At 30.4% G+C, this 12,556-nt stretch carries 12 protein-coding genes, 4 tRNA genes and 1 pseudogene; 5 read left to right on the forward strand and 12 right to left on the reverse strand.

The genetic code is table 11. The features are described 5' to 3' along the window. Positions 1–66: 66 nt before the first annotated feature. From ELQ07_RS07470 to nssR, 8 genes and pseudogenes are all read right to left on the reverse strand, one after another. Positions 67–141: transfer RNA gene (locus ELQ07_RS07470), tRNA-Thr, on the reverse strand. 104 nt (positions 142–245) lie between these two features. After that, positions 246–322, reverse strand: a tRNA-Gly gene (locus tag ELQ07_RS07475). Between the two features lie 6 nt (positions 323–328). Then, positions 329–414: transfer RNA gene (locus tag ELQ07_RS07480), tRNA-Tyr, on the reverse strand. Between the two features lie 49 nt (positions 415–463). Beyond that, positions 464–539, reverse strand: a tRNA-Thr gene (locus tag ELQ07_RS07485). Between the two features lie 91 nt (positions 540–630). Continuing rightward, a pseudogene (locus ELQ07_RS07490) lies at positions 631–1,391 on the reverse strand (amino acid ABC transporter ATP-binding protein). A gap of 1 nt (position 1,392) precedes the next feature. Continuing rightward, positions 1,393–2,049 (reverse strand): amino acid ABC transporter permease, encoded by a 657-nt coding sequence (locus ELQ07_RS07495; protein ID WP_070316532.1) that lies wholly within the window; start codon positions 2,047–2,049, stop codon positions 1,393–1,395. Further along, a complete protein-coding gene (locus ELQ07_RS07500; RefSeq protein ID WP_002858512.1) occupies positions 2,042–2,743 on the reverse strand; it encodes an amino acid ABC transporter permease in 702 nt (233 codons plus the stop codon). Before ELQ07_RS07500 ends, ELQ07_RS07495 begins: the two co-directional genes overlap by 8 nt. A 16-nt stretch (positions 2,744–2,759) precedes the next feature. After that, a complete protein-coding gene (nssR, locus tag ELQ07_RS07505) occupies positions 2,760–3,356 on the reverse strand; it encodes a nitrosative stress-sensitive transcriptional regulator NssR (RefSeq protein WP_070316531.1) in 597 nt (198 codons plus the stop codon). 94 nt (positions 3,357–3,450) lie between these two features. On the opposite strand from nssR, the gene ctb reads away from it, so the two are divergent. Next, positions 3,451–3,834 (forward strand): truncated hemoglobin Ctb, encoded by a 384-nt coding sequence (gene ctb / locus ELQ07_RS07510; protein ID WP_052806201.1) that lies wholly within the window; start codon positions 3,451–3,453, stop codon positions 3,832–3,834. Here the strand turns inward: ctb and recG are convergent. From recG to ELQ07_RS07525, 3 genes are read right to left on the reverse strand one after another with little or no spacing between them, the layout of a single operon-like run. Beyond that, a complete protein-coding gene (gene recG / locus ELQ07_RS07515; RefSeq protein WP_070316530.1) occupies positions 3,831–5,654 on the reverse strand; it encodes an ATP-dependent DNA helicase RecG in 1,824 nt (607 codons plus the stop codon). The two genes, ctb and recG, sit on opposite strands and share 4 nt — an antisense overlap. Next, complete coding sequence (locus ELQ07_RS07520; protein ID WP_134224953.1) at positions 5,644–6,864, reverse strand: pitrilysin family protein; 1,221 nt, start codon at positions 6,862–6,864, stop codon at positions 5,644–5,646. The genes recG and ELQ07_RS07520 overlap by 11 nt, the downstream gene beginning before the upstream one ends. Then, complete coding sequence (locus ELQ07_RS07525; protein ID WP_070316528.1) at positions 6,864–7,910, reverse strand: dehypoxanthine futalosine cyclase; 1,047 nt, start codon at positions 7,908–7,910, stop codon at positions 6,864–6,866. The genes ELQ07_RS07520 and ELQ07_RS07525 overlap by 1 nt, the downstream gene beginning before the upstream one ends. Positions 7,911–7,983: 73 nt before the next feature. Between ELQ07_RS07525 and ELQ07_RS07530 the strand changes: the two genes are divergently transcribed. Continuing rightward, on the forward strand, positions 7,984–9,171 hold the full coding sequence (locus ELQ07_RS07530; RefSeq protein ID WP_070316527.1) for an MFS transporter: 1,188 nt from the start codon (positions 7,984–7,986) through the stop codon (positions 9,169–9,171). A gap of 15 nt (positions 9,172–9,186) precedes the next feature. Here the strand turns inward: ELQ07_RS07530 and nusA are convergent, their stop codons facing one another. Then, a complete protein-coding gene (gene nusA / locus ELQ07_RS07535; protein ID WP_002859895.1) occupies positions 9,187–10,275 on the reverse strand; it encodes a transcription termination factor NusA in 1,089 nt (362 codons plus the stop codon). Between the two features lie 126 nt (positions 10,276–10,401). Between nusA and ELQ07_RS07540 the strand changes: the two genes are divergently transcribed. Genes ELQ07_RS07540 through ELQ07_RS07550 form a run of 3 tightly spaced genes read left to right on the forward strand, consistent with a single transcriptional unit; the run spans position 10,402 to position 12,555 of the window. Next, positions 10,402–10,644, forward strand: a complete 243-nt coding sequence (locus ELQ07_RS07540; protein ID WP_002851103.1) for an HP0268 family nuclease — start codon at positions 10,402–10,404, stop codon at positions 10,642–10,644. Then, positions 10,641–11,942, forward strand: a complete 1,302-nt coding sequence (gene miaB, locus ELQ07_RS07545) for a tRNA (N6-isopentenyl adenosine(37)-C2)-methylthiotransferase MiaB (RefSeq protein WP_134224954.1) — start codon at positions 10,641–10,643, stop codon at positions 11,940–11,942. Before ELQ07_RS07540 ends, miaB begins: the two co-directional genes overlap by 4 nt. After that, positions 11,926–12,555 (forward strand): lysophospholipid acyltransferase family protein, encoded by a 630-nt coding sequence (locus ELQ07_RS07550; protein WP_002880682.1) that lies wholly within the window; start codon positions 11,926–11,928, stop codon positions 12,553–12,555. Before miaB ends, ELQ07_RS07550 begins: the two co-directional genes overlap by 17 nt. Position 12,556 lies beyond the last annotated feature (1 nt).

Raw genomic sequence — 12,556 nt, forward strand, 5'->3', positions numbered from 1 at the left:
TTTTCCTCCGTATAAAAAATAAATTGAGCAAAGCAAGTCTTATATCTATATAATTTTTTCAATTCATGGAGCTCATAGCGGGAATTGAACCCGCGACCTCTCCCTTACCAAGGGAGTGCTCTACCTCTGAGCCATACGAGCGCTCAGAAAAATTATACACAATAACAGACAACAAAAACTCTTAAATGGGATATATACTGTAAGTTAAAGGTTTTAAAATACAGCTCCCAGTTCTTTTAAATTATTGGAGCGGGAAACGGGACTCGAACCCGCGACCCTCAGCTTGGAAGGCTGATGCTCTAGCCAACTGAGCTACTCCCGCAAAGCATGGTGGTGAGTCGTGGATTCGAACCACGGAAGGCGAAAGCCAGCAGATTTACAGTCTGCCCTCGTTGGCCACTTGAGTAACTCACCATAAAAATATTGCTTTTTCAATATTCTGGTCAAACACTGCTAAAATAAATGGAGCTGGTTAAGGGACTTGAACCCCCGACCTGCTGCTTACAAGGCAGCTGCTCTACCAACTGAGCTAAACCAGCAAAAATAAAAGTGAGATTATAACTCAAAAAAAAATTTTTGTCAAGACTTTTTTAGTTTTTCTATAAAATTTTAGTCTTGTAAAGTTTATTATCATAAACCAATATTATTTTTATCTATTTATGATAATCAAACAAATTTAAAAATTTCTTTGCTCTTTCGCTTTTTGGATTTTCAAAAAAACTTTTAGGATCATTTTCTTCGATGATTTTTCCTTCATTCATAAAAATGATTTTATCTGCTACAGCTTTAGCAAAACCCATTTCATGGGTAACAATAAGCATAGTCATACCCTCTTTTGCAAGATTTAACATCACTTCTAAAACTTCTCTAACAATCTCAGGATCCAGTGCTGCTGTAACCTCATCAAAAAGCATTAACTCAGGATTCATACATAAACTTCTTACTATGGCAATTCTTTGCTTTTGTCCTCCGCTAAGCTCTCTTGGATAAGCATGAATTTTATGCAAAAGCCCCACCTTTTCAAGCCAAATTTTAGCCTCTTTTAAAACCTCATCTTTCTTTCTTTTTTGCACTTTCATAGGCCCTAAAAGTATATTTTCTTCAACACTTAAATGCTCAAAAAGCTCATAAGATTGAAAAACCATACCAACTTTTTGACGCATTCTTGGCCATTCTTTAAAATCTTTATCTATTTTCTCATTATCAATATAAATATTACCACTTGCAATCTCTTCAAGCCCATTAATACAACGCAAAAGCGTAGATTTTCCACATCCGCTAGGACCTAAAATCACCACAACTTCTTTAGCCTTAACTTCTAAATTAATATCTTTTAAGGCGTGATGCGAACCATAATACTTTTGTAAATTTTCTATTTTTAGTATGCTCATTTTAGCTCCATTTTTTCTCTAATTTTCTTGAATATAAAGTGATGGGATAACAAAGTATAAAAAAGATAAAAAAAATCAAACCATAAATAACAAAAGGTGCAAAATCATTTCTATTATGAAATTCTATAATTTGTTGCCCTACTTTTACAAGCTCTACCGCACCGATTAAATAAGCAAAGGTTGTACTTTTAATCATGCGAGTAAGTAAATTCATGCTCATAGGAGTTAAACGACGCATAGCTTGTGGAATAATAATATAAACAAAACTTTGCACCGTATTTAAACCTAAAGATGATGCACTTTCATACTGATGTTTTGGAATACTCTGCAAGGAAACACGCACCAAATCCATCATCTCAAAACAACCCCAAATGCTAAAAACAATAATAGCTGCACTTACAGAACTCAAATCCCACCCAAACCATCTAGGAAAACCAAAATACACCACAAAAAGCCATACCAAAAGTGGCATAACACGCACAAATTCTAAACCTAAACGACAAAAAGCATAGATATAGGTATTTTTAAAACTCATTAAAATTCCCAAAAACAACCCACCTATCGAAGTAATAATAATGCTGATAAATGAAATTTCAAGAGTGACAAAAAGCCCTTGCCAGAGTCTTAAAAGCGTATCAGTATTTAAAAATTCAAGCATGAAGCAACCTTTTTTCAAACTTTAGCAAAATAAAAGACAAAGGCAAAATAATGCATAAATATCCCATAAACAACAAAAACAATAGCTCATCTGTCTTATAGGTTAAGGAATTTAAACTCTTCATTAAATTCACCAAATCTGGCAAGGCAATAATGCTAACAACTGAAGTTTCTTTGATTAAAAATATAATATTAGCACTAATACTTGGCATAGAAATAGCCAAAGCTTGCGGCAAAATCACATAACGCAAATTTCCAAATTTTGAAAAACCCAAAGAAAGTCCCGCTTCAAACTGCTGTTTTCTTATGGCTTCAAATCCCGCTCTTAAACTTTCAGCCATATAAGAACCTCCTAAAAAACTAAGTCCTACTATAGCACAAGCAAAAGAAGGCCTTAAAGTTTCTTCTACGCTTAAGCAAATCAAATCAAGCGGTGGAATTTGCTCTAAATGTATATTAAATTTAGGTAAAGCATAATATAAGAAAAAAAGTTGAATTAATAAAGGCGTATTTCTTGAAAACTCTATATAAAGCTTGCAAATATTTTCTAAAATTTTTATTTTAAAATAACTCATTAAAATACAAAACAAACCTATTATCAAAGAAAAAATAATTCCAAAAAAGCTTAGTTTTATCGTAAGCCAAGCAGCCGTTAAAAAAGCAGGAGCTTGAGCTAATATAAAATCAAAATCCATTCTCTACCTTAAATTTTTACCAAAGTTCTTTCATGATCATATCTTTATTTAAAATTTCAATTCTACCTTTTTTTGTATCAATAAGTTCTGAAATTTTAAGTTCTTTTAACACTCGAGATAAAGATTGTGCTCTAACATTTAAATCAATTGCAATTTGTTTTTGTGAAATTGTATCTAAATTTTTTTCATTTTCCAAAAGATACTTTAATAATCTCGTCCTTAAATCTAATGCATTTTGAGATAATTTCTTTTCTAAAATTTTGATTTTATCAAAAAGTGAGCTGATAAGTAAAAAATTAAATTCTTTATTTTCACTGCATAAATTTTGAAAATTAATAAAATCAATTTCCAAAATTTCTCCATCTTCTTCAAAGACAGCATTAGCAGGATAATTTAATTTTTTAAAAGCAGGCATTTCTGCTATAAAATTTGGAGGATTAAAATAATGCAAAGTAATTTCTTTATCACTTGATGTACTTTTATAAATGCGTATTTTTCCCTTGAGTAAAATAAAAAAATTTTTAGCCTCTTCGCCTTCATAAAATAAAATACTATTTTTTTGAAATTTTTTTAATTTTCCTACACTAGATAAAAGTTCTAAATAGTCTTTCATTATATACATTTTCCATTCTTAACTTATGTTAAATTTAATTTATCTTATTTTTGCTATATTAACGCCATAAAATTAACATTTAAGAAAGGCTTATATGAAATTTGAAACAATTAATCAAGAAAGCATAGCAAAACTCATGGAAATATTTTATGAAAAAATTAGAAAAGATAAGGATTTAGGGCCTATTTTTAACAATGCTATTGGAACAAACGATGAAGAATGGGAAGAACATAAAGCAAAAATAGGAAATTTTTGGGCAGGCATGCTTTTAGGCGAAGGTGATTATAATGGGCAACCCTTAAAAAAACATCTAGATTTACCTCCTTTTCCTCAAGAATTTTTTGAAGTTTGGCTAGGACTTTTTGAAGAAAGTTTAAATATGGTTTATAATGAAGAAATGAAAGCAGTTATTTTACAGCGTGCACAAATGATAGCTTCACATTTTCAAAATATGCTTTATAAGTATGGTGGACATTAATTTGGCAATTTTTTTGCCAAATCTTTTTTTACCTTTTGTAAAATCTCCTCATCCTTAGAAAAATCAAAAAATTTAAACTCATTTCCATGTTGCATAAAACCATCGAGCAAATCTCCACTCAAACGATTTTTAAGATCAAGCTCTGCTATTTTAAACCCATCTAAAGTGCTAGCAAATTCTTTTAAACGACTCGGAATTTCTTTAAGTTTAGTATAAAGATAGCAAGTACTTTTAAGCCCTACACGGCCTACACGGCCACGAAGTTGATGTAAGGTAGCAAGTCCTAAACGTTCCGCCCCCACAATCACTATCATACTCAATCTTGGCAAAGAAATACCTACTTCCACCACTGTAGTGCTTAGTAAAATATTTCCCTCATCTCTAAAACGCTCTAAAATTTCATCTTTTTGTTTATCTTTTCCATGAGTTACAAAAACTTTTTCATAATGACTCTGCCAATATTCTTTGGCCTGCTCTAAAGAAAGATAAGGAATCTTATCACTAGCACTCACTAAGGGATAAATAATGATAATTTGATGATTTTTAGAAATTTCTTCCTTGATCTTCTCGCTAAGCTTAGAAAAACCTTCATTTTGTATGCAATAAGTTGTAATATCTTTTTTAAAAGGCATTTGTTTAATAAAGCTAAAATTTAAAAGTTCAGATTGTATCATGCTTAAAGTTCTTGGAATAGGCGTAGCCGAAAACTGTATAAAATGAGGGGCAAATTCTTGTTTATTTAAAGAATGAATTTTTTCACGCTGAGCTGATCCAAAACGATGTTGTTCATCTATCATTACAAGCACGGCATTATGACTTTCTAAATGAATTAAAGCGTGAGTGCCTATGATAAGATTTGCTTTTTGGATATTTTGTTCTAAATCTTTTTCTTTTTTACCCCCTTTAATAAACAAAATATTCATAAAATCAGGTAAAAATTTCTTAGCCTCTTCATAAAGCTGATACGCTAAAATACTAGTAGGTGCCATTAAAATAGCTTGCTTAGGATAAACCATCAAAGCCGCACCGAGTAAAACCAAGGTTTTACCACACCCCACATCACCCATAATCACACGCCTTTTGGCTTCTTTTGAATGCAAATCTTTTTCTATATCTTTTAAGGCGTTAAGCTGATCTTTAGTAAGAGAAAAAGGCAAATCTTTAAGCCAATTAGCTATATTAAAAACATTGATTTGATGAGCTTTAAAATGCGTTTTTTTAGCTTTTAAACGCTTTAAAAAATTATATATTTCTATATATTTTAAATCTTTGCTAAAATTTTGCAAATTTTCAAACATAAAAAAACTTTTTTCATCATAAGTATGTAAATTTAAAAGAAAATGTATATATTTATCCTCTATGCCACTTTCTTTTAAATTTTCATAATTAAGATATTTATGTATAAAAGCAGCAATTTTTGCATCTTTTAAACCTAAAATTTGATACTTTGGACTAAAACCCTCAAAAGAAGTTAAAATTTTAGGATTGTTAAATTGCCAAGTGTGATTAAAACGCGAGAGCTTGGCATTAAAAATAAGCTCTTTTCCTACCTTACAAATCCTAAAATGCCAAGCTCTAGGATGAAAAAACACAAAAGAAATATTTTCTTGCCATTCTTCACAAAAACCTAAACCAAAAAGTTGATTTTTTCTTGAACTAACGCTTTTTATAGTGATTTTTTGGGTGCAAATTTCATTTTCTTTGGGATTTTTACTTGGATTTAAATTTTCAATTTTTTTAGGTAAAAGAAGGGCTAAATCAATAGCACTTCTAATTTTTAATTTTTTAAAAAATTCAAAATCACTTTCTTTAATTTTCATTTTGTATGCTTGCAAAACTTATATTTAAAAGCTCTTGATGTTTTTTAATATAAGCATTGATGGTTTCAAGTTTAACCTTTTCCATAAGTTTTAACTCTTCTTTATAATATCCTAATTTTAAACCTTGATAAAATTCATTAAAGGTCATAGATAAACGCTTGCTTAAGCTTTCATAACGCAAAGGAGTTGATCCTATGAGAAAATTTTTAGCTTGATCAAGTTCATTTTGAGTCATGCCATTTTTTATAAAATCTTCAAAAAGCTCTTTTACGATTTTTTTAGCTTCTTTAGCGCTTTCATTTTTAGTTTGTAAATATCCAAAAACTCTAGAAAAAGACATATTCATATCAAGTATAGCATAAGCTGAGTATGCAAGACCTCTTTTAACGCGAATTTCTTCCATAATCCTTGAACCAAATCCTCCTTGCCCTAGAACAAATAATGCAATTTTTGCAAGATATAAATCCTTATCTTTAAAATCAGCAAAAAAAGGTGTAGCAAAATAAATATAAGCTTGTTCACTTTCTGGGCGTAGCAAAATTTCATCTTTGATGTTTTTGCTTAACTCATATTTTTTTGGAGTATTTTTCTTACCTATTTGAAGTTTTGATAAGAGTTTTAAAAGATCTTCCTTGGCTTGTTTTTCTTCTAAATCTCCTCCTAAAATCACAACCAAATCACTAAGATGGATAAAATTTTTATAAAAATTTTGCAAATCTTTTAAAGACAAAGTTTCTATACTTTTTTCATCCCCATCATTTGGACTTTGAAATTCTTTACATTTAAAAATTTGAGTATTGAGTAAATTTTTTGCTAAATAATCAAAATCACTATTTTTACTCGCGAGCTCACCTAAGGCATTGATTTTTAATTTTTGCAAAGTTTTTTCTTCTATTCTTGGTTTTAAAAGCAATTTTTCTAAACTCTTTAAAGCAAAATCAAAATTTTCTTTCAAGCAAGAAAGATTGATTTCCAAGCTTTCAAAACCACTACTTGCCTCTAAATTTATCGCTCTAAATTCTAAATCCTTAAAAAATTTATCATCCACGCCTTCATTTAAAATACGTGAAAACATCTTAGCTAAACCTGCTATTTCATCATAACTTCTAGCGCAATTTCTAAAAACAAGCTTTAAAACAACAATGGGAAAATCAGAATTTTTTTCAAAAATAAAAGGGATTTTAACACCCCTACTCTCTAAATACTGCATTAAAACCTTTCTAAAATTTCATAAGCGGTATTGCGTTTAGCTGGATTTTCGCCTAAACTTCTAATCAGCCTTATCATCTCATCTTGATTCATTCTATAACTTGCTCCTGCAGCACTTACTACATTTTCTTCCATCATAGTTGAGCCTAAATCATTGGCCCCAAATTTTAAAGCAAGCTGGCCTATAAGTGAGCCTTGAGTCACCCAAGAACTTTGTAAATTTTTAAAATTATCTAAATAAAGTCTTGCTAAAGCTAAAAGTCTTAAATACTTGTTAGAACTTTGTTTCATAATCTCTGGATGTTTTTGGATTAAAGCAGTATTATCACTTTGAAAGCTCCATAAAATAAAAGCTCTAAAACCACCTGTTTCATCTTGTAATTTTCTTAAATGTTCAAAATGATCGATGATTTCTTCATCATTTTCAACCGTTCCAAACATCATGGTAGCTGTACTTTTCATACCGATTTTATGAGCTTGGCGATGTACTTCTAACCAAGTAGCTGTATCGCATTTATTGGGTGCGATAATATCACGCACCCTATCACTTAGCACCTCAGCTCCCGCTCCTGGTATAGAAAATAAACCCTTAGCTTGTAATCTTTTTAACACTTCAGTGATTGAAATTTTAGATGCTTTTGCAATATAAGCGATTTCAACTGCTGAAAAACCATGCACAGTGATATTTGGATAATGTTCTTTTATCCAAGAAACTAATTCTTCATACCATTCTATTTTTAATTTTGGGTGCACCCCGCCTTGAAAAAGAATTTGTGTACCCCCAATAGCTTCAAGCTCCTCTATCTTCTTGCCTATCTCTTCAAAACTTAAAATATAAGCATCATCTTCTTTATGATGGCGATAAAAAGCACAAAAAGAACAATCAATACAACAAACATTGGTATAATTAATATTTCTATCCACAACAAAAGTGGTAATTTTTTCAGGATGAAGTTCTAATTTTCTTTTATAAGCCATTTCTCCAAGTTCAGTTAAACTCGCATGATCTAATAAATCTAAAGCTTCTTTTTTATCCAGTCTTTTCAAAATTTTTCCTTGTTTTTTACATAATTAAAATAATTATAGCATTTAAAATATAAATTATGCTATAGTTTCGCTTATGAATTACATTGAACTATTAAAAAATAATAAAAATATCAGAATATTAGCTTCGGTTCAGTTTATAGTATATTTTGGAGCATGGTTTTCTCAAACAGGAGTTTTTACCCTTTTGGTTGAGCTTAATGCTCCTACTTGGGCAACAGCTACAAGTGCTATGCTTGCTTTTTTACCTGGAGTTTTACTTGCTCCTATTAATGGCGTCATAGTAGAGAAAAATAAACCTAAAAAACTTTTACTCAGTATGATTAGCATAGAATTAATTTCTATTTTTTGTCTTATTTTTGTCACAAGTCTTAGCATGCTTTGGCTTTTATTTATTTTAATTTTCATAAGACTTTGTGTTGCTTCGATTTATTTTCAAGCTGAAATGAGTTTATTGGCCAAAATTTTAACCCCTCAAGAACTTAAACTCGCTAATGAAATGCACAGTGTCATTTGGGCGATTTCTTATACAGCAGGTATGGCAAGTGCGGGAATTTTTATTTATTTTCTAGGAGTTAAAACCGCTTTTTTATTTGACTGTATACTTATACTCATAGGCATTTCTTTTTTAGTAAGATTAAGCATTCCTGATTTTCATCAAAAAACACAAAGTCGCTTTTTTACCATGATAAAAGAAGGATTTTTCTATGTTTTAAATAATAAAATAATTTTTCATCTTATTTTACTTCATGCTTTTATAGGTTTAACTGCTTATGAAACCTTGGTTACGCTTTTAGCACAACATCAATATAAAGAAGTTTTATCCGCTGCTTTAGTAATAGGGTTTTTAAATGCGGTACGTGCTTGTTCTTTAGCTATAGGACCTATGATTTTAAGCAAATTTATTAATGATAAAAATTTATTTTACATGTATCTTGGTCAAGGTTTTGGTATTATACTTTGGGCTTTAACTCAATTTAATTTTTATATTTCTTTTTTAGGTTTAATTGGTGCAGGTTTTTTTACCTCAGCGCTTTGGGCTTATACTTACACCATGATACAAAAAAATGCTGACAAAGAATATCATGGTAGGGTAATCGCTTATACAGATATGATTTATCTTAGTTTTAGTGCTATTATTTCAATGCTTATGGGCTTTTTATTTGAAATAGGCTTGAGTTTAGAACTGATTACAGGTTTATTAGGTATGATTTTTATCTTTGCGGCATTTTATTGGAGGTGGTTTTATAAAAAATATTTGTGAAAATTCACAAATATTTTAAATTTTAAACAAATCCTGAAGATTTTTCATTGCTTCTTCATTGCTGATGGCATTATTTAGCTGTGATGAACTTAATTCATTGAGCTCTATTTCATAACCACTTAACATAGAAGCAAGGCGAATATTAATACCATTTTTTCCTATAGCTTTACTTTTTTGTTCGCTATTTAAACTTACAATAGCTTTTTTATCTTCAATTTTTACAGAATTTACAATAGCAGGAGCCAAGGCACGAGAAATTAAAATTTCACTCTCATTTGTAAATTCTATACAATCAATATTTTCATTATGAAGCTCTTTGCTTACTGCATTAATTCTTACACCTTTAACACCTACTGTAGCGCCTACAGGATCGATATTTGCTCCATTGGCCTGAAGAATGATTTTTGCTCTTTCACCTGGAATTCTAGCACATCCTATAATATTGACATAACCATCTTTGATTTCTGGAACCTCAGCTTCAAGTAAACATTCTAAAAATTTAGGACTTGTACGACTAAGCTCGATTTTAATACCCTTATCTGTATAAACACGGCGTATCACAGCTTTTACCACATCACCTATTTTAAACTTTTCCCCTTTAATGCGATTTTTTCTTGGTAAAAAAGCTCTTAATTCATCTATTTCAATAAAAGTATTTTCTTCATTATCCACTCTAACAACTGTACCAAAAACCATTTGCCCTACTTTGTTTTTATATTTTTCAAAAATAGTTTGTTCTAATAATTTTTGTATATGATATTCAAGTTCTTTGTGCAAGGTATTTACCGCAGTTCTTCCTAAATTTTCCAAAGAACATTCATAGGTTAATTCATCTCCTATTTCAACATCTGGAGCTTCTGATTTTGCCTTACTTAACGCGATAAAACTCTCACTTTTATTTTGCAATCTCTCGTCATTATCTGCTACTATGGTGATTTTTTGATAAAGATTTAAATTTTTAGGATCCACAAAAAACTCATATTCTTGTCCATAAATTCTTTTTGCAGTATTGATTAAAGCGGTAGCTACCTTTTCTCTTACATTCTCTAAGTTTAAATTTTTTTCATTAGCAATAGATTCGATAATATCTGCTATCTTTTCCATATTTTATAAAACCTTTTTTGTGGGAAATTTAAAAATGTAGATAAAAATTATATCCTTAATAAGTTTAATTAAAAGTAAAATTTGCTAAAATTATAGATTAAAATGAAAATTCTTAAGGATTTAGCTATGGAATTAAAATTGGCAAGAACTTTGATTAATGAAAAACCTAAAAATATTAGCCTAGAAAAAATCGAAGAGGCTATAGAAAAAGAAGGACAAAAGTTTTTTTATTTTGATAAAGATAATACACACAAACAACTCATTGCCCTTGTAAATCATTTTGAAAAAAAAGGAGTAAGCATTTATCATAGAACCGTAAAATACGGACTTGATGATAATGATTTTATGTATGAGGTACATATTCTTTGAGTGCTAAAAAACTTTTTATCCAAACTTTAGGTTGTGCGATGAATGTCAGAGATTCTGAGCATATGATCGCAGAATTAGCACAAAAAGAAAATTACGCACTAACAGAAGATATCAAAGAAGCAGATCTTATTCTTATTAATACCTGTTCAGTGCGTGAAAAACCTGTGCATAAACTTTTCTCAGAAGTGGGTGGCTTTGAAAAAGTTAAAAAAGAAGGTGCTAAAATAGGAGTTTGTGGATGCACTGCATCACATTTAGGAAATGAAATTTTCAAACGTGCTCCTTATGTGGATTTTGTTCTAGGGGCAAGAAATATTTCCAAAATCACTCAAGCTATAAAAACTCCAAAATTTATGGGCGTGGACATAAACTATGATGAAAGTGAATTTGCTTTTGCAGATTTTCGAAATAGTATTTATAAATCCTATATTAATATCTCCATAGGTTGTGATAAACACTGCACTTATTGTATAGTGCCACATACTAGAGGAGATGAAATTTCCATACCTTTTAACATCATCTACAAAGAAGCTCAAAAAGCCGTTGAAAAAGGCGCTAAAGAGATTTTCTTGCTAGGACAAAATGTCAATAACTACGGCAAAAGATTTAGAAACGAACATAAAAAAATGGACTTTTCAGATCTTTTAGAAGAACTTAGCACTATAGAAGGTTTGGAGCGCATTCGCTTTACAAGTCCACATCCTTTGCATATGGATGATAAATTTTTAGAAGTTTTTGCCAATAATCCAAAAGTTTGCAAATCCATGCACATGCCTTTACAAAGCGGCTCAAGTGAAATTTTAAAAGCTATGAAGCGTGGCTATACTAAAGAATGGTATTTAAATAGAGCTTTAAAACTTAGAGAACTTTGTCCAAATGTTAGCATTTCTACAGACATTATTGTAGCTTTTCCAGGGGAAAGTGAAAAAGATTTTGAAGAAACTATGGATGTTTTGGAAAAAGTGCGTTTTGAACAAATTTTTTCTTTTAAATACTCCAAACGCCCTTTAACAAAAGCTGCAACCATGCCTAATCAAATCGATGAAGAAACAGCTTCAAGAAGACTTAGCACCTTACAAAATCGTCATAGTGAAATTTTAGATGAAATTGTAAAAAAACAAGAAAATAAAACTTTTAAAGTTTTATTTGAAGAATTAAGAGCAGGCAATAGCATTGCTGGAAGAACAGATAATAATTTTTTAGTTCAAGTTGAAGGTAGCGAAGAACTTTTAGGGCAATTTAAAGAAGTAAAAATAACTAATGCAAAGCGTATGGTTTTATATGGGGAAATCGTTTAAAATCCATTGCTTAACATATATAATTTTCATCTTGCAATGGCTTATTTTTTTAAGCTGTAAAAAGCACTATAAAGGTGAAAAAGTTGACCGTAAAGCTGGTGTGATACTTTTTTGGCATGGAAAATTAGCACTCATGCCTTTTGCGTTTAGACATTATAGACAAAAAAATAAAAAAGCCTATGTCATGATCTCCCACCATAAAGATGGAGAACAAATTGCAAAAATCATCAAGCTTTTCGGTCTTGATACTGTAAGAGGAAGCACTTCAAGGGGTGCTAGCAGTGCACTTAGAGCTGCATTTAAAGTTTTAGAACAAAATGACGATATAGTTATCACGCCCGATGGTCCACGAGGGCCTTATCATAGTATTTCAGATGGTTCTATCATTTTGGCTCAAAAAAAAGAACTAAAGATAAGAATTTTAAACTATGAAGCAAATCGTTTTTGGGAATTTAAAAGTTGGGATAAGATGATCTTGCCAAAACCTTTTAGTAAGATTACTTATAGTCTAAGTGAACCTTTGGATATTTTATCTTTAGATAAAGAAAAAGCTAAAGAATTTCTAATGGAACAATTTGATAAAATTAGCTTAGCTGATCAATTTAAGGAATGAA

The sequence above is a fragment of the Campylobacter sp. US55 genome (assembly GCF_004378955.1).
Taxonomy (GTDB): Bacteria; Campylobacterota; Campylobacteria; order Campylobacterales; family Campylobacteraceae; genus Campylobacter_D; species Campylobacter_D jejuni.